Source organism: Streptomyces sp. NPDC005794 (assembly GCF_042871445.1).
Classification (GTDB): Bacteria; Actinomycetota; Actinomycetes; order Streptomycetales; family Streptomycetaceae; genus Streptomyces.
In genome coordinates, this window is the sequence record NZ_JBIAIN010000006.1 from 356,199 (window position 1) to 374,476 (window position 18,278).

Annotated in this window: 10 protein-coding genes; 3 read left to right on the plus strand and 7 right to left on the minus strand. The window is 72.3% G+C overall.

Annotated elements, in window-relative coordinates; translation table 11 throughout:
* The first annotated feature begins 197 nt into the window (after positions 1-197).
* Positions 198-971: a thioesterase II family protein gene (locus ACFYQ5_RS12770; RefSeq protein ID WP_389196853.1), complete on the plus strand. Its 774-nt coding sequence runs from the start codon at positions 198-200 to the stop codon at positions 969-971.
* A 230-nt stretch (positions 972-1,201) separates the two neighbouring features.
* Positions 1,202-3,589 carry a BTAD domain-containing putative transcriptional regulator gene (locus ACFYQ5_RS12775; protein ID WP_389196855.1) on the plus strand — a complete coding sequence of 796 codons (2,388 nt, stop codon included), beginning with the start codon at positions 1,202-1,204 and terminating at the stop codon, positions 3,587-3,589.
* Here ACFYQ5_RS12775 and ACFYQ5_RS12780 read toward each other — a convergent pair.
* The 3 genes from ACFYQ5_RS12780 to ACFYQ5_RS12790 form a co-directional block, all read right to left on the minus strand.
* Positions 3,569-4,756 carry a cytochrome P450 gene (locus ACFYQ5_RS12780; protein WP_389196857.1) on the minus strand — a complete coding sequence of 396 codons (1,188 nt, stop codon included), beginning with the start codon at positions 4,754-4,756 and terminating at the stop codon, positions 3,569-3,571. The two genes, ACFYQ5_RS12775 and ACFYQ5_RS12780, sit on opposite strands and share 21 nt — an antisense overlap.
* 108 nt (positions 4,757-4,864) lie before the next feature.
* Positions 4,865-6,385: a flavin monoamine oxidase family protein gene (locus ACFYQ5_RS12785; RefSeq protein WP_389196859.1), complete on the minus strand. Its 1,521-nt coding sequence runs from the start codon at positions 6,383-6,385 to the stop codon at positions 4,865-4,867.
* Between the two features lie 257 nt (positions 6,386-6,642).
* Positions 6,643-7,536, minus strand: coding sequence for an NAD(P)-dependent oxidoreductase (locus tag ACFYQ5_RS12790; protein ID WP_389196861.1), 894 nt, complete (start codon positions 7,534-7,536; stop codon positions 6,643-6,645).
* A gap of 138 nt (positions 7,537-7,674) precedes the next feature.
* On the opposite strand from ACFYQ5_RS12790, the gene ACFYQ5_RS12795 reads away from it, so the two are divergent.
* A complete protein-coding gene (locus tag ACFYQ5_RS12795; RefSeq protein WP_389196863.1) occupies positions 7,675-8,676 on the plus strand; it encodes a helix-turn-helix domain-containing protein in 1,002 nt (333 codons plus the stop codon).
* A 31-nt stretch (positions 8,677-8,707) separates the two neighbouring features.
* Here the strand turns inward: ACFYQ5_RS12795 and ACFYQ5_RS12800 are convergent, their stop codons facing one another.
* The 4 genes from ACFYQ5_RS12800 to ACFYQ5_RS12815 form a co-directional block, all read right to left on the minus strand.
* On the minus strand, positions 8,708-9,142 hold the full coding sequence (locus tag ACFYQ5_RS12800) for a YybH family protein (protein ID WP_389196865.1): 435 nt from the start codon (positions 9,140-9,142) through the stop codon (positions 8,708-8,710).
* Positions 9,143-9,355: 213 nt separating this feature from the next.
* Positions 9,356-10,198 carry an NAD(P)H-binding protein gene (locus ACFYQ5_RS12805; RefSeq protein ID WP_389196867.1) on the minus strand — a complete coding sequence of 281 codons (843 nt, stop codon included), beginning with the start codon at positions 10,196-10,198 and terminating at the stop codon, positions 9,356-9,358.
* A gap of 29 nt (positions 10,199-10,227) precedes the next feature.
* Positions 10,228-11,577 carry an FAD-dependent oxidoreductase gene (locus tag ACFYQ5_RS12810; protein WP_389196869.1) on the minus strand — a complete coding sequence of 450 codons (1,350 nt, stop codon included), beginning with the start codon at positions 11,575-11,577 and terminating at the stop codon, positions 10,228-10,230.
* Positions 11,578-11,630: 53 nt separating this feature from the next.
* Positions 11,631-18,155, minus strand: coding sequence for a type I polyketide synthase (locus ACFYQ5_RS12815; protein WP_389196871.1), 6,525 nt, complete (start codon positions 18,153-18,155; stop codon positions 11,631-11,633).
* Between the last annotated feature and the right edge of the window lie 123 nt (positions 18,156-18,278).

Genomic DNA, 18,278 nt, shown 5'->3' on the forward strand with positions numbered 1-18,278 from the left:
TGGTCGACAATGCGATGGCAAGCATGTGTTTTTGGCCGTGATGCTGGCCAATACCGGCCATTGGTCTCATCCTGCGCCCTTTCTCGGTTGCGTGGAGCCGCGCACCCACTCGACAGTGATGTGAGAGGTGCGCGGTTGCTTTCCAAAGTCTGCATGCGGGGCATGGAAGCATGACGATTCGTCAGGGCGGTCCGAAAGTGGCAAGTAGCGAACGGAATCTCTGGTTCCGGAAATTCGGCACCGATACACGGGGGGCCGCGGGGGCCGGCGCTCCGTTCGAACTGTTCTGTTTCCCGCACGCCGGCGGCTCCGCCTCGTACTGGCGTGGGCTCGCCGTGGAGCTCGCCGGTGACGCGGACGTCCTGGCCGTCCAGTACCCGGGCCGTCAGGACCGCTACCGGGAGCCGGCCGTGGCGGACCTGCACCGGCTGGCCAATCTGATCACCGGGGTGCTGGGCGGCTCCGGGGACCGGCCCCGGGTGCTGCTCGGGCACAGCATGGGCGCTTCGCTGGCGTACGAGGTGGCCGCACGTCTGTCCCGTACCCCGGGCGCCGGGCCCGACCTGCTCGTCGTGTCCGCCCGGCGGGCCCCGAGCGTGTCCGAACCGGGGTGGGGCTGGGTCGGGGACGACGCGGCCCTGGTCGGAAGGGTGCGGGCGCTCGGCGGGACCGACGCCGCTTTCCTCGACGACCCCGAACTGCGAGAGCTGGTCCTGCCCGCGCTGCGCGGCGACTACGGGGCCCTGGCCTCCTACCGGGGGACGCCGGGGAGGCCGCTGTCCTGTCCGGTGCTGGCCCTCGCGGCCGACGGCGACCCGGAGGCACCCGTCCGCGAAGTCGAGGCGTGGCAGGGGCACACCTCGGGCGACTTCCGCCTGCGGGTGTTCGAAGGCGGCCACTTCTACCTGGGCAGCCGGGTCGAGGAACTCGCCGACCTGATCCGCGGCAGCGTCACGGCCACCATCGGCTGACTACCGGGCTCGGCGGTCACAAACCACGGTACCGGGGGTAAGGGAATACAACTCCCCCCGGACAACCCGAATCCACCGAGCAAACGTCATGTGTTCGTAAACGAGCTGGTTCTCGGCGAGCTCGCCGGTCGAATTCTGCGGCTCTCGACGATCCGCAGACCGACGTCGAATTACGGGGGAAGTACATGCTGTTCCGGATGTTGGGCCCGCTCGAAGTCTTTGGAGGGGGCGTGCCCGTGGGACTGGGGGGGACGCGGCAGCGCGCCACCTTGGGGTTCCTGATGATGCACGCCAACCGGGTGGTGGCCAGCAGTCAGCTGATCGACGCGCTGTGGCCGGCCGGCCGGGCGCCGCAGTCGGCACGCAAGATCCTCCAGAACTCCGTGTGGCGGCTGCGCAGAGCCCTGCCGCTGGGCGACGGGGAGTTCATGGGTGTGGCGCTCCAGAGCCAGGCGCCCGGTTACATGCTCTGTGCCGAGCCCGATCAGATCGACCTGTACCACTTCCGGCGGCTGGCCCAGTGCGGTCACGCGGAGCTGGCGGCGGGAGCGCCCCAAGCCGCGGCCGTCCTGCTGCGCGAGGCGCTGGCCCTGTGGCGGGGGCCGGCCCTGGCGGACCTGGTCGAGACCGGTATCGACTGGCCCGAGCTGGCCTCCGTACAGAACGCGCGGCTCGACGCCCTGGAGGACTTCTTCGAGGCGGAGCTGGCGTGCGGCCACCACCACCGCGTCCTGGCCGAGCTGGAGAAGACGGTCGCCACGGAGGCGCTGCGGGAGCGGCTGCTGGGCCAGCTCATGCTCGCGCTGTACTGGTCCGGACGTCAGACGGACGCGCTCGACGTCTACGCCGGTGCGCGCGCCGCCATGGCCGAGCGGCTCGGTCTCGAACCCGGGCACGCCCTGCAGGCACTGCAGCAGGCAGTCCTGGCGCACGACCCGGCGCTGATACCCGTCGGCATCCGCGAACAGATAGAGGTGCGGATGACGGGCGCTCCCCGGGAACCCGCGCGGGCGGCGGCCCGGCCCGCCGCGCACCCGCCCGCCGAGATCCCCGCGGGTCCGCCGCCGGAGGCGGAGCGTTGCGGCGGGCCGGAGACGCGGCCCGAGCGGGTGGACGACGGACCGGCCTCCCGGCCGGTGCCGCGGACCATGGTCGCAGAGCGCAAGAAGGTCAGTGTCCTGATCGCCCGGGTCCAGCTGACGCCCGACGCGGCGGGCGTCGACCCCCAGCGGATGGACGAGGCGGTGGAGCAGGTGGCCTTGACGATCCGTGGCGAGGTCGAATGCCTCGGAGGTACGGTCGCGGCGTCCATCGGGGCGATCTCCCTGGTGCTGTTCGGTGTCCCCGAGGCCGCTGACGACGATGCGGAGAGGGCCGTGCACGCGGCGCTGACCATCCGGGACCAGCTCACCAGGATCGCCGACCCCGGGGAGCCGGACGGCGGTTGCACCCGAGGGGTGTCCGTGCAGGTCGCGGTGGCCACGGGTGAGGCGCTCGTGCGCTACCAGCCGGACCGCAGCGGCGTACCGCCCACGGTCAACGGGGCGTTGCTGGACGAGTGCCACACCCTGCTCTCCGACACCCGGGCCGGTGAGATCCGGGTCTGCGACAACACGCGCGGGTCGACCGGATTCGCCATCACCTACCAGCACGGTGCCCCGTCCTGCGGGTGGACGGTCGGCGGGTTCCGCCAGGAGTACACCGCCCTGCACGCCGTACCGGTGATCGACCGCGAGTACGACCTGGACGTGCTGCGCGGGCTTCTGCGGCGCAGCCGGCACCAGGCGACGCCGCACCTGGTGACCGTGCTGGGCGAACCGGGCGTCGGCAAGACACGGTTCGTCATGGAGTTCGAGCGCCGGGTCGCGGCCAACGCGGACGCGGTACGGCTGGTGGTGGGGCGGGTCCGGCCCGGCGGCGGCGCGCATCCCCTGGAGGCCCTGTACGACCTCCTGCTGGCCTGCTGCGGAATCCTCCAGGGCGACCGGGTCGAGACCATGAGGGCCAAGCTCACCGCCACCGTACGGCGGCTGAAGTCGTCGGAGGAGGACTGCCACTGGATGCTGTCCTGCCTGGCCCCGCTCGTCGACCCGGCCGCGATGCAGGCTCCGCCGGACGAGATGCTGACGGCCTCCCGGGAGTTCCTGGGGATGGTGGCGGCGAGCACGCCGCTCGTGCTCGTCTTCGAGGACCTTCACTGGGCCGATCAGGCGCTGGTGGACTTCGTCGAGAACCTGACGGCCTCCCAGGCCGGCCTGCCCCTCTTCGCGATCGTCACCGCCGGGCCGGAGCTGCTCAAGAGGCGACCGGAGTGGGGGGAGGGCAGCCTGAACCGCCTCACCATCACCCTGGAGCCGATCTCCGACGCCGCCATCGACCGGCTGCTGGAGTTCCTGATGTCCACGACCGAGGGCGGGGTGAAGAACTCCGCCGGCGGGCTCCTGGAGGCTCTTCTGGAGAGCGGGCTCCGGGAACCGGATGCCCGACGCCACCAGTTGCGCCGGATCCTGGCGTCCGGGTCGGCGTTCCTGCGTTACGAGAGGTGCTCCGGCGGCGGTGGCCTGCCGGCCGCCGCCCCGGAGTGCGCCCCGCAGCTGTCAGGACACGCGTACGGGTAGCCGCTTCGGCGTGATCAGCTGCCACGGGTTCTCGAACTCGACCGGCTCACTCGCGTCCACCGCGATGTCCGCGTAGCGGTCCATCAGGATGCCCAGCGCGATCCGGCCCTCCAGGCGGGCCAGCGGGGCACCGAGGCAGAAGTGGATGCCCTGGCCGAAGACCAGGCTGCTGCCGGTGTGGCGGTGGATGTCGAACCGGTCGGGGTCGGGGAAGCGGGAGGCGTCCCGGTTCCCCGCACCGATCCAAGGCGTCACCAGCTCGCCGGCGGCGATCGCGTGGCCGCCGATCTCGGTGTCGGTCGTGACGACCCGGGCCAGCCGCGGGAACGGCGGCCGCAGGCGCAGCACTTCCTCGGCGGCGTCGGGCAGCAGGGAGCGGTCCGCGCGCACGGCCGCGCCCGCCTCCGGGTGGCGGTCGAAGAGCAGCACCGCGTTGGCGATCAGCGCCATGGTGGTCGCGTGACCGGCGAACATGGTCAGGCCGGTGATGCCGACGATCTCGCCGTCCTCCAGCTGCTTGCCGTCGACCTCCGCGTTGGCGAGCTTGCTGATCACGTCGTCGGTCGGCTGCTTGCGCCTGCGGCGTACCTGGTCCATCAGGTAGGCGTTCATGTCCCGTACGGCGGGTGCAACTTCGTCCCTCAGCTGGTCCGGCGGCACGGTGGCGGCGTCCACCGTCCCCAGGGCCTCGCCCCAGACGCGGAAGAGCGGCTCGTCTTCCATCGGCAGCCCGAGCAGCTCCGAGATGACGGTGATCGGCAGCGCGTACGCGACCGAGTCGATCAGGTCGAACCGGTCCGCGCCGTCGACGGCGTCGAGCAGCGTGTGGGTGATCCGCTCGATCATCGGGGTCAGCCCGGCCACGGCGCGGGGGGTGAACCCCGAGTTGATCAGTGAGCGCAGCTGGCGGTGGCGGGGCGGGTCCGTGGTGACCAGGTTGCCCATGTCGAAGAAGTCGAGGTCGGGCTGCGGGGGGTTGAAGGAGCGGGCGGTGTCGGAGGAGAAGGTGGTGGTGTCGGCCAGGATCCGGGCGATGTCGTCGTAGCCGAACACCTGCCAACCCTTCTCCTCGTCCCGGTACACCGGACTGGTGTCGAGCTTCGTGCGGAACCAGGAGAACAGCTCCTCGGTCGGGTCCTGTGCTGTGGCGTCCGAGATGATGGTCATGATCCTGCGTCTTCACCTTCGTCGTACGGAATGGGCGGGCAGGCCGCGAGGGATTGGCAGACACCCCCTGGCACCCGGGGCCGCCCTCGCGGACGGCCCCGGGCCGGGTCAGAGCCCCCGGAGAGGGCGGTAGGCCCGGCGGTCGACCGGGGGTGCGCCGAGGGAGTTGGCGACCGCGGCGGGCAGCGGGCCGGTCAGGGTGGGCGAGCCGGCGATGCGCAGCCCCGACTCGACCGCCCCGTCCATGTAGCCGCTCCAGCCGTCGGCGATGTCGGCGCCGGCGAACTTCACGTTGCCGTGCGGCTGCTGGATCTGGCGGTGGAGCCGCGTCAGTCGGAAGGGCTGGCGGAACGCGCCGACGCCGAGGGCGAACTCGTCGGCGTGCCAGTCGGTCGCGGTGTAGCCGAGCAGCTGCGCGTCGGGGACGATCTCGTGGACGGCGTTCTCGACCTGCCGGTGCTGGTTGACGTCGAAGGTGTCCTTCACGCTGAAGGCGACGACGTGGTCGCCCTCGTTGAGGCGGCCCATGATGCAGATGGGGTAGCCCTCCGGTGCCTCCGCGACGAAGGTGTCCGCGGGGCGCTTCAGGTCGAGCCAGAGCTTCTTCTCGTGCGGTACGCCGATGCCCGACGTGGAGGCCGCCTTGTGGGCGTCGGGCAGGGGCGGACTGAACTGGATCGTCTTCCACACGTTGACCGGGACGGCCATGATGACCTCGGGCGCGGAGAACTGCTCGCCGGAGCGGGTGGTGACCTGGACGAGGCCGTTGCTCTGGGCGACGGAGTCGACCGGGGAGTTGAGGCGCAGCGTGGGCGCCGCGTCCTCGAGGATGGCCCGGAGAAGGGCGATCGTGCCGTGCTGCGGGCGGTAGGTATTCACCCCGTGGAAGCCGTCGAAGTTCCAGCCGGAGAGGGCCCACCACTGGGAGAGGTGGGTGAACGCCCCGCGGGTGCTGGACCCGCCGTAGAGCGAGGTGGTGCTGGTGAGCCGGATCTCGTCCTCCGGCGCGTAGTCGAGCTGGTCGAGCCGGTCGCGCAGGGACAAGCCGTCGAGCGGCTTCACCAGGTCCTCGCGGGCGAAGGGCTCGTACGGGCGGGGGAAGTGGTCCCGGGACCCGTCGAAGAAGGGGGTGAATAGCTCGTTCTGGCGCGTGTACGCCTCGACCGGGTCGTACTCCTGGAAGCCGGTGAGGGTCGGGAGGACGGCCCGCTCCACGCCGGAGTCGGCGACGATCGGTATTCGGTAGCGGACCAGTTCCCGCCAGATGTGCGGCTGCAGCTGGTCGACCCAGGTGCCGCCGCGCTCGATCTGGCTGCCGTGCCAGGTGTCCGTCCAGGTCCGGCCACCGATGCGGTCGCGCGCCTCCAGCAGGAGGACGCCCTTGCCCTTCTTCCGCAGTTCACGGGCGGCGGTGACGCCGGCCAGGCCGGCTCCCACGATGATGACGTCGAAATCGCGCCGGATGCCGTTCGGTGTCGCATGTGCCACGGAGACGCTCGCCGCGGAGGCGAGTGTGGCGGCTCCGGCCACCTTCAGCAGGGTGCGCCGGGTCGGGCGCGTTTCGCCACGACCGGTTTCGGCCGCGTTCACGGTGGTGGATATCGGACCGCGGTCCGTGGGTGTTCTCACGTTTCTCCTCGGTGTTTCGCCGGGCTCACGCAAGGCATTGCCGTGTCCGGAAAGCGCGGGCTCAACGTAGCCGAGGGGCGTCAATTTTCAGTCACATGTGGGTAATTCCCGCGGTCCAGGTTTGGTCACCGGACCGGTGATCGGACGGAGCCCCCGCGGGGAGGGAAATGTGAGATTCCTGTTCCCGTCCCGGCGGGAACGCAGAACGGGGCACGGCCGAGAATCGACCGTGCCCCGGAGTGGAATCGCGCCAAACCTCAGGCGGAGGGCTTGCGGAACTGCTCGATCAGCGCGGCGTAGCTGCTCCCGGCGTGGCCGTCGGCCACCGAGCGGTCGGCCAGCGCCTTGAGGAAGCGGGGCAGCTCGGAGTTGATGCCGAGGGTCTCGCTCTCCTCAGCGAGGTGCTCCATGGCCTCTTGGTGGACGGTCATGGTGGCGTCGTCGGCCGGGTACGAGCCGTCGTCGATCTGGGGCGCGTAGGCGGTCACGTACTCGGTGACCACGTTGATCATCGTGTTCGCCAGCGGGGCGAAGGTGGTGGCCTTCACCTTGGCGGTGCCGAGCAGGGCGGCGCCGTGCAGGAAGCCGTTGAGGATGCCCCACATGATGCCGAGCAGCGACATGTCGTACAGCGCCGACAGGCCGTGGTCCTCGTCGAGGTAGGTGGTGCCCACCGGGCCCAGCTTCTGCAGCGCCGCCTCGTGCTGCTCGAAGACCGCCTTCGGGCCGCTGTAGAGAAGGACGGCCGCGTCCGTGGCGATGTCCGGCGGGATGGCCATGATCGCGCCGTCGAGGTACAGGCCGTCGCGTCGCGCCGCCCACTCGGCCGTGTCCCGGGCCTGCGTCGAGGTGCCCGTGGTGAGGTTCACCAGGACCCGGCCCTTGAGGGCCTCCTCCAGCGGGTCGAGCAGCTCGTGCACGGCGGCGTAGTCCGAGACGCAGACGATCACCAGCGGGCTCGCCTTGACGGCGCTCTCGACCGAGCCGGCGAGCGTGGCGCCCGAGGCGACGAGCTCATCGGCCTTGGAGGCCGTGCGGTTCCACACGGTGGTGGCGTGACCCGCCTTGAGGAATGCGGCGGCCAATGCCCGGCCCATCAGCCCCAGTCCGATGACCGACACCGGTGATTGGGCTGCATTGGTGTTCGACATTGTGTGCTCCCGTCAATTTTCTTGGTCTGCATCGCGACGATGTCCGACCTGTTGCTCCTGCACCATCGCATTGCCTCGACGAGGCGGACAGTGGCAGAACTGACTGATGTCGCAAAATTCCTGCCGTACACTCGCGGCATGAATCCTGGTTCCGTTGCGCTGGCATTGATCAACGACACGGATATGCAAGCATGTGAGGTCTATGAGACGGCCATCGCCTACGCCGTGTTCGGCGATGGCCACCTGGATCTCCACGACCCCTGGTACGACCTGCGGTTATGCGCGGTGAACCAGACCTCCGACGCCGATGCGAAGGGATTCTCCGTACGCACTCCCTACGGCCTGGACGAACTCGTCACGGCCGACACGGTGATCGTGCCCTCGGTCCCCGACGCCGTTGTCTCCCGGGGAGAGCGGCTCCCGGCCGAGTTCATCGAAGCCCTGCGCACGGCGGCCGCCCGCGGGGCACGGGTGGTCTCCCTGTGCACCGGGGCTTTCGCACTCGCCGAGGCAGGACTGCTCGACGGCCGCCGGGCCACGGCGCACTGGACGAACACGGCCGACCTGGCCAAGCGTTACCCGAAGGCCGACGTCGACGGCTCGGTGCTCTACGTCGACGAGGGCCAGGTGCTGACCAGTGCCGGCATGAGCGCCGGACTCGACCTGTGCCTGCACCTCGTCCGCCGCGACCTGGGGGCCCACGTGGCCAACCAGCTGGCCCGCCGCCTGGTGGTGTCCGGTCACCGGCCGGGCGGCCAGGCGCAGTTCGTGGACCTGTCCGTCCCCGCCACCGAGGACGACAGCCTCGGCCCGGTGATGGAGTGGGCCGCGCACCACCTCGACCAGGCCCTCACCGTGGACGGCATGGCGCGGCGGGCCGGGATGAGCACCCGGACGTTCTTCCGCCGGCTTCAGGCCGCCACCGGGATGACGCCGTTGAAGTGGCTCCTCAACCAGCGCCTCTCCCGGGCCCAGGCCCTGCTGGAGACCACGGACCTGCCGATCGAGCGGATCAGCGAGCACAGCGGCCTCGGCACCGCGGCGAACATGCGGCGGCACTTCACCCTCCACGTCGGGGTCACCCCCACCGACTACCGGCAGTCCTTCGGGGCGATCCCCGCGGCCCGCCGCGGCGCCTGAAGCGGGGTCCGGGCTCCGCGGCGGGCGTCGGCTAGGCCTGCGCCGCCGCCTCTTCCGCGGTGTGCGGGCCGCTGGCGCCGTACGGGTTGTCCACCAGGTAGCGCCAGTGGCCGTTCTCGTCGCGCCGGAGCACGTCCACGGCGGTGCCCTCCAGGTGCTCGGGCTTGCCGTCCTTGTCGGTGGTCTCCATGGACCACTCGACGATCAGCATGGCGGTGTCACCGGTCACCAGCGTCTGCAGCACCGTCGCCTCGACGGAGGGCCGCCGGGACATGAAGTCGGTGACGTAGTCGCGGCGGGCCTGCCCGGTCAGCGGGAAGCCCGGCTCCCACACGCCGACCGCGTCATCGGCGTACATGGAGTTGACGGCGGCCGCGTCACCGGAGTTGAAGGCCTGGCCGAACAACTCCTGGTGCTGCTCGATGTCGTCGGTCAGAAGGCTGGTGTTCTGGGATGCGCTGGCCATGGTGAACCGCTCCGTTTCTCTTCGTTCGGATGGACTTCGCCGTGCGCCGCAGCCGGCAGAACGCGGCGGCCGGACTGACGCTACGGGCTGGCCGACACGGCCCGGCAACTGCCGGATCTCCGCCCCTGGCCGCCCTTGTGGCCTGCGACGCAGAGCCGCCGGTTACCGTGCGCAGACCGCACGGTGACCGGCGGCCCGGCCGGTGGTGGACGGTCAGCCGGTGGCACCCGCCGCGGGGGTCCACCCGGTCTCGGCGGCGTACTGGGAGAAGTCGCGCGGCTCGCGGCCCAGCGCCCTCTGCACCCCGTCGGAGAGGTGGGCCGCCCTACCGTCCCGGACGACGTCGAGGAGCACGTTGAGGAAGTCCGCGAAGCCCCGCGGGTAGCCCCGCTCCACGAGGTGTGCCGCGTACTCCTCGCGGGTCACCTGCACGCGGCGGATCTCGCGCCCGGCCGCCTTCGAGATCTCCTCGGCGCATTCCTCGAAGGTCATCAGCCGGGGGCCGGAGAGCGCGTAGATCTCCCCGTCGTGGCCCTCCTCGGTCAGGGCCGCCACCGCGACGGCCGCGATGTCCTCGGCGTCGACGAAGGGCTCCAGCCCCTTCCAGTCCGGCAGCAGCAGCTCTCCGCGCGCCACCTCGTCGCGGAAGAGGCCGTCCTCGCTGAAGTTCTGCGCGAACCACGTCGGGCGCAGGATGGTCCAGGCGGCGCCGGACTCGCGCACCACGCGCTCGGCGGTGAACACCTCGTCCTCCTGCGGGGACTCCTCCAAGGTCCGGGCGGAGAGCATGACCAGGCGCGTCACCCCCGCGCCCACCGCCAGAGCCGTGAAGTCGGCCAGCAGCGCGGCCGCGTTCGCGCCCTGCTCGTCCACCACGTAGACCGCCTCGACGCCCGCGACGGCGTCCGCCCAGGTGTCCCGGTCGTGCCAGTCGAAGCGCTGACCGCCGGAGCGGGAGGCGACCTTGACCGCCCGTCCCCGCTCGGTGAGTTGCCGCGCCACTCGGCGGCCCGTCTTGCCGGTGCCGCCCAGTACGAGAACGGGTGTTTCGCTCATCTCAGCTGTCCTTAACGTGAAGTCGTGCGTCATCGGTCTGTCTGCGCCAGGGCGGCGCGTACGGCTTCCTGGATCTCCGGGGCCGCGAGCGAGGAGGGCGGGTCGACGAGGAACACGACCCGTGCGTACGCCGTCAGGAGGGAGTGGTCCCGTGTCGCCGCCGTGAGGAGATCCGCCACATAGCTCTGCTCAGCCTGCCACTCCGCCGTACGGTCGCCCTCGACTCCGGGGAAAGCGAGGTCGGCGCCGGTCGTCATCTCCCAGACGTCGTCCACCGCACGGGCGGCGAGGTCGGCGAAGTACGCGCGCGGGTCGGGTGCCTGAGCGCCCGTGACATGGTCGCGCAGCACGGTGGCCCCGAGCGCGGCGACGGTCATGCCCTGCCCGTAGACCGGGTTGAAGCTGCACACCGCGTCGCCCAGGACGAGCAGGCCGTCCGGCAGCGCGGGCAGCAGCTCGTAGCGCCGGCGCAGGTTGGCCGGGAAGCGGTAGGCGACGGGATCGCCCAGGGGCTCGTGGTCCCGGACTGCGTCGTGGATGTCCGTCCCGGACAGCGACTTGAGGAAGTCCAGGAACCCGGCGGAGGTGCTGGGCGGGTAGTCCCCCAGGTAGCCGTAGGCCGTCACCACCGTACGGTCCCCGTCGATCTTGGCGCAGATCGCGCCGCGGGGCAGCTCCGGGGAGGCCACCACGTCGATGGAGATCTCGTCGGGCATCACCCCGTCCGGCAGCCGGTAGTACTGCGTCGCGTATCCGACGGAGATGGCCATCTGGTCCTCGGGCACCTCGGCGTAGCCCAGCTCCTTGAGCCAGGCCGGGGTGCGCGAGCGCCGGCCGCCGGCGTCGACCATCAGATCGGCCGAGAGGGTGCGGTCCGCGCCGTCCTCGGTGACGCTCACCCCGACGACCGCCTTGCCGTCGTCGGCCGTCAGCAGGCCGGTGACGTCGTGCCGCTCCAGGAAGCGCACGTTCGGCAGGCTCCGCACCCGTGCCCGGACCCGCTGCTCCAGGAAGGGCCGGCTCATCGACAGCAGCAGCATGTCCGAATGGGGCTTCGGCATCCGGTGGCCCTCCATGATCCACCGGACATTGCCGGTGACGTCACCGGTGATGGCGCCTCCGGTGACGAGCTCCTCGGTGAAGCCGGGGAACAACTCCTCCAGGATGTGCCGGCCCCGGGCCAGCAGGGCGTGCACATGCCGCCCCTGCGGAACTCCCCGCCTCGTCTCCGCAGATCCGTCCGGGCCGGTCAGGTCCTCCAGGCCGTCGCGCTCCAGCACCAGCACTTCGGTGTAGGAGTCGGCCAGGATGCGGGCGGCCAGCAGACCGGCCATGCTCGCCCCCAGCACGACGGCGCGGTTGTGGTCAGCTATGCCCACGGTGGTCACTGCTCCTCGGGTAGGTCGGGCCGACGGATTCGGCCTCGTACGGCTCAGGCACCGGACGTCGGGAAGTAGCCGGCGTCCACGAAGAAGTCGACGTACTTCGCGAACAGTCCGCGGTCGACCGGCGGACAGGAGATTCCGCTGCCCGCGAGGGCGGCCTCCGTCGCGGAGACGTCCATCGGCGGATACGTCTCACTCCCGTCACCGGCCATGGCGCCGTCGAAGGCGTGCAGCAGCGGAGTGAGCGCGTTCCCGGGATCGGACCGCACCAGCTCCCGCCAGGCGTCCCACGTCACCTCGGGCAGCTCGTACCCGGCCGCCCTGAGGTGGTCGACGAACTCGGCGAAGGGCTGGGTCTGTTCGTTGTAGAGGTGGTACGTCCCGCCGACGGCCGCCGGGTCGGCGGCGAGGGTCGTGATCGTCCCGCTGACGTAGTCCACCGGCACCATGTGGAACACCCCGGCGAGCCGGTCGGGCACCGCGCCCGCCTGGAGCAGACCCTTCAGGCTCAGCCAGACGAAGTCACGGGTCTGGCAGGCGCCGGTGTGCCGGTCGCCGCAGACCACGTCCACCCGGTACACCGACACCGGCATCCCCCGGTCCCGGGCCACCTCGATGACCTGCTCGGCCACCCACTTGCTCTGCAGGTAGCCGTTCCACAGGGACGAGGCGGGGCCCGTCGGGTCGCCGGGCCGGGCGGGCACGGGCCGGGAGCCGGGCTCCGGCGCGGGGAACACCCCGGTCGTCGAGACGTAGTGCACCGGTACGGTCCGGTGCCGGGCGGCCAGCCGCAACACCTCCCGCAAACCTGCCACGTTGGCCTGTCGCAGCTCGGTGTAGGGCCGCAGCCAGCTCACCGTCGCCCCGGCGTGGTAGACGACGTCGACACGGCGTGCCAGATCGTCGAAGACGGCGTCGCCCATCCCCAGGCCCGGTGCGGTGAGGTCACCGACGACGACCGAGATCCGGTCCTCGTCGATCTCGTCCAGCACCCGGTACCACGCGAGGCTCTCGCGCAGCCGGCGCTCCGCGTCGGCCCGGTCCTCGCCGCGTACCAGGCAGTGCACCCGCGCCGTGGTCGACCGCATCACGTCGCGCAGCAGGAACGCGCCCAGGAACCCGGTGGCACCGGTCAGCAGCACCTCGCCGGGGTCGGCCGCCACGCGGACCACCTCGTCGGCCGGCGTCACATCCTCCGGGAGGTGCGCCTCGGCGGCGAATTCCACCGTGGCGCGGTCCTGGGAGGCCTCCTCCCGCTCCCCGGCGAACAGCTCGGAGTGCAGGTGCTTCGTCAGCAGGGCGGGCGTGGCGTGCTCGAAGACCACGGACGGCGAAAGCCGCAGGCCCGTCGCGGCGTTGAGCCGGTTGCGCAGCTCCACCGAGACGAGCGAGTCGAAGCCGAGCTCGGAGAAGAGCCGGTCCACATCGACGGTGTCCGGGTCGGCGTGGCCCAGCACCAGGGCGACCTGGCCGCGTACGAACGAGGCCACGGCCTCCTGCCGTCGCCCCTCCGGCAGGCTTCCCAGACGCTGCGCCAGCGACCCCGGCCCGTCGCCGTCCTCGCGTACGGAGCCGCGGGAGGCGGCCGGGGCCAGTGAGCCGAAGACGGCCGGGGTCTCGCCGGGCCGGGCGCGCAGGGCCGCCACGTCCAGGGGCGAGGCCACCAGTGCCGGACGGCGCAGGCCGAGGGCGGTGTCCAGCAGGCGCGGGCCGTCCTCCTCGGCGACCGGCAGCAGACCGGTGCGGGCGATCCGCTTGAGGTCGGCCGCGCTCAGGTGCCCTCCCATGCCCTGCGCGGAGTCCCACAACCCCCAGGCGAGCGAGGTCGCGGCCAGACCCTGCTCGGCGCGGTGCGCGGCCAGAGCGTCCAGGAAGACGTTGGCCGCCGCGTACGCGGACTGGCCGGGGCCGCCCACGATCCCGGCGATGGAGGAGAACAGGACGAACGCCGACAGGTCATGACCGGCCGTCAGCTCGTGGAGGTGCCACGCCGCGTCCACCTTGGGCCGCAGGACGCCCGCCAGCTGGTCGGGGCCGAGCACCGGGATCATGGCGTCGTCGAGCACACCCGCGGTGTGCACCACCCCGGTCAGCGGGTGCTCGGCGGGGATGGCGGCCAGCAGCTCGGCGAGCGCCTGCCGGTCGGCGGTGTCACAGGCGGTGAGGGTCACCTTCGCGCCGAGGCGGGCGAGGTCGTCGGCGAGCGCGCCCGCGCCCGGGGCGGCCGGGCCGCTGCGGCTGACGAGCAGCAGGTGGGAGACGCCGTGCACCCGGGTGAGGTGGCGGGCGAACAGCGCGCCGAGGGCGCCGGTGCCTCCGGTGATCAGCACGGTCCCGCCGGAGTTCCACGGTCCGGTCGCCGCCTCCGTGGTGGAGTGACCTTCCTGGGGTGCGGTCCGCTCCAGGCGCGGTACGAACGCCGCACCGCCGCGGACCGCCGCCTGCGGCTCCCCGGAGGCGATCACCGACGCCAGCGCCGCCACAGAGGCCGGGTCGTCGTCGAGGTCGACCAGGACGATCCGGCCCGGCATCTCCGACTGCGCCGAACGCAGCAGACCCCACAGGGGCGCCGCGACGAGATCGGACACGCCCGGGTCCGACCCGCCTGCGGGCACCGCGCCCCGGGTCACCACCACCAGCGGGGTGTCGGCGGCCCGGTCGTCCGTCGGCCACCGCTGCGCCAGCGCCAGCGCCCGCCCGGTGGCCTCCCGTACCCCTGCGGGTACGTCACCGTCCCGCGGGAACACGAACGGGGCGAGCAGCGCACCGAACGCGCCGGGCGAGTCCAGGGCCGCGTCCACGTCGTCGAACCGCTGGCCGCGGGAGAGCCCGAGGTCGCCACTGCCGGTGTCCAGCACCGCCCAGGCGGCGTCGCCGCTGCGCGGGGGCAGCGTGAGCGGCTTCCAGCCGACCTCGAACAGGGAGTCCTGAGGACGCGTCCGCGCGGTGGCCACCGCGTCCTCGGTGACCGGGCGGACGAGGACCGATTCCGCGGACGCGACGGGCCGGCCCGACGGGTCCGCGACGAGCAGCGCCACCGCACCGTCGTCGCCCGGCGTGATCCGTACCCGGATCGAGGAGGCGCCCACCGCGTGCAGCCGCACGCCCCGCCACTCGGCCACGGCTACCGGCTGCCCGGAGGCGAGCCCAGCGCCCCGCAGTGCGGCGTCCAGCAGCGCGGGGTGCAGCCCGAAGCCGTCGGCGGACGCACCCGGCTCCAGCCGGGCCTCGGCGAACAGCTCGCCCTCCCGGCGCCAGAGCGCGACCGGACCGGCGGTCCTCGGCCCGGACGGCGAACCGGTCCCGTCCTGGTCCTCTTCGGCCCCGCCCTCTCCCGCGCCTTCTCCCGCCACGAGGAGCACCTCGGCGTCCGCGGGCGGCCACGCGCCGAGCGTGAAAGGCAGGGCGCGGCCGCCCGTACCGAGCACTCCCGAGGCACAGGCCGTCCACGCGGGACGAACCCCCTCACCCGCCGTGTGCACGGTGAAGGGCCGCGCACCGGCCCCGTCCGGCGGGCCGACCGTGATCTGCACCCGCAGCGGATCGCGCTCGGGCAGGGCGACCGGCCGGCTCACCACCAGCTCGTCGACCACCGAGCAACCCACCTCGTCCCCCGCCCGCACCACCATGTCCAGCAGCGCCGACGAGGGCACCACCGGGGAGCCGAACAGCCGGTGCCCCTCGAACCAGGGTTCGGCCCGCGCCGACAGTCGGCCGGTGAACACCAGCTCGTCGCGGCCGGCCACCTCCACCACCGCGTCCAGCAGCGGATGGTCCGCCACCGGCCCGCCGGTGCGCGGGCCTTCGGCGGGGGCCGCCGCCTCCACCCAGTACCGCTCACGCTGGAACGCGTAGGTCGGCAGCTCCACCCGGCGCGGGCCCGCCGAGGCGAAGAGCGCCACCCAGTCCACCGGCACCCCCGCGCTCCACAGCCGGCCCAGCGCCTGGACCACGGCGTGCGGCTCGGGCCGGCCGGACCGTACGGCGGGCACCGGCAGGACCGCCCCGCCGCCGGGCAGGCAGTCGTCGACCATCGCCGACAGGACGCCGGACGGGCCCACCTCCAGCAGCGTGTTCACCTGCTGCGCCGCGAGGGTGCGCACCACCTCCAGGAACATCACCGGCCGGCGGACCTGGTCGATCCAGTACTCCGGGGAGCGCAGCTCCTCCTCGGTGGCGATCCGGCCGGTCACCGACGACACCAGCGGAACGGCCGGAGCGCCGAAGGTCACCCCGCGCACCACCTTGCCGAACTCCTCCAGCATCGGTTCCATCCGCGGCGAGTGGAAGGCGTGGCTGACCGTCAGCCGCTTGGTGGCCCGCCCCCAGGCCCGTACGGTCGCGGCGATGTCGGCGACCACGTCCTCGTCGCCCGACACCACCGTCGAGGAGGGCCCGTTGACCGCCGCGACGCCCACGCGCCCCGCGCGGGCGGCGAGCAGCGGCTCCACCTCCTCGACCGTGGCCTGGAGCGCCACCATCGCCCCGCCGGCCGGCAGTGCCTGCATCAGCCTGCCCCGGGCGGTGACCACGGCGGTCGCGTCGGCGAGGCTCAGGACGCCCGCGATGTGGGCGGCGGCCAGCTCACCCACCGAATGCCCGGCGACGAAGTCGGGCCGCACACCCCACGACTCGGCCAGCCGGGCCAGCGCGACCTCGAACGCGAACAGGGCCGGCTGCGCGTACCCGGTCTCGTCCAGCCGGTCGCCGGTCTCGATCACCTCACGCAGGGGGCGGTCCAGATGCGGGTCGGCCTCGGCACACACCGCGTCGAACGCCTCGGCGAACACCGGGTAGGCGGACCGCAGTTCCAGCCCCATCGCCTGCCGCTGGCTGCCCTGGCCGGTGAAGAGGAAGCCCAGCCTGCCCGGCCGCGCCACGTCCGTGGGCGAGGAGGCGCCCGTCTCGTCCAGGGCGAACGAGCGCAGCCCGTCCAGCAGCGCTTCACGGTCCGTGCCCACCGCCACGGCCCGGTGTTCCAGCGCGGCCCGGGTGGTCACCAGCGAATGGGCGACGTCCGGTACGGACAGGCCGGGGTGCCGCTCGACGTGGGAGAGCAGCCGGCGGGCCTGGGCCCGCAGCCCGTCCGCCGCCTTCGCCGACAGCGCCCACGCCGCGACCGGCAGCTCCCCGGCGCCCTCCGTGCGGCCCTCTGTACGGCCGGAGGCCGGATCCGCCGCCGGCTCCTCCTGCCGCGGTGCCTGCTCCAGGATCACGTGCGCGTTGGTGCCGCTCACGCCGAACGCGGACACGGCGGCCCGCCGCGGTCTGCCGGTCTCCGGCCAGGCCTGTTCCTCGGTGAGCAGCTCCACCGCCCCCGCCGACCAGTCGACCAGCGGGGTGGGTTCGTCGACGTGGAGCGTGCGCGGCAGGACCCCGTGCCGGATGGCCTGCACCATCTTGATCACACCGCCCACCCCGGCCGCCGCGACGGAGTGCCCGATGTTCGACTTCAGGGAGCCCAGCCACAGCGGCCGCTCCGCCGGACGCGCCGCCCCGTAGGTTGCCAGCAGCGCCTGCGCCTCGATGGGGTCGCCGAGCCGGGTACCGGTGCCGTGCGCCTCGACGGCGTCCACGTCCGAGGAGTCCAGCCGGGCCTCCGCGAGCGCCTGCCGGATCACCCGCTCCTGGGACGGACCGCTGGGCGCGGTCAGCCCGTTGGACGCGCCGTCCTGGTTGACCGCCGTCGACCGGAGCACCGCCAGCACCTGGTGGCCGCGCCGCACCGCGTCGGACAGCCGCTCCACCAGGAGCAGCCCCACACCTTCCGACCAGCTCGTCCCGTCGGCCGCCCCCGCGAAGGACTTGCACCGGCCGTCCTCCGCCAGACCGCGCTGCCGGGAGAAGTCGACGAACCCGCCCGGCGTACCGCTGATCGTCACCCCGCCGGCCAGGGCCAGCGCCGACTCGCCACTGCGCACCGACTGCGCGGCGAGGTGCAGCGCCACCAGCGACGAGGAGCAGGCGGTGTCCACCGTCACCGCCGGGCCCTCGAAGCCGAGCGAGTAGGAGACGCGCCCCGACACGACGCTGCTGAGCTTGCCCGTCATCAGGTAGCCCTCCAGGTCCGAAGGCCCCTCCAGACCGAGGTACGTCTGGTCCACCGAGCCCACGAACACCCCGACCTTGGAGGTCTCCAGCGAGGTCGGGTCGATACCGGCCTGCTCGAAGGTCTCCCAGGCCGTCTCCAGCAGCACCCGCTGCTGCGGGTCCATCGCGACCGCCTCACGCGGTGAGATGCCGAAGAAGCCGGCGTCGAAGTCGGCCGCCCCGTCCAGGAATCCGCCCTCCCGGGTGTACGAGGTACCGGGCGTGTCCGGGTCGGCGTCGTACAGGCCGTCCAGGTCCCACCCGCGGTCGGTGGGGAACTCCGAGATGCCGTCGCGACCGTCCCGGACCAGTTGCCACAGGTCGTCGGCCGATGCCACACCGCCGGGATAGCGGCACGCCATGCCCACGATGGCGATGGGCTCGCTCCGCCCGGACTCCAGCTCCGTGATGCGGTGGCGGGCCTTCTGCAGGTCGGCCGTGACCCACTTCAGGTATTCGGCCAGCTTCTTCTCATCGGGCATGGGACGGCTCACATCTCCTCGTGACATCGGTGCGGGAGGACGGGGCGGGCAGGGCGGAACTTCGCGGACTTCGCGGAACTTCACCGGGTGTCGCGGGAATTCGCGGTTACGGGACTCGGCGGG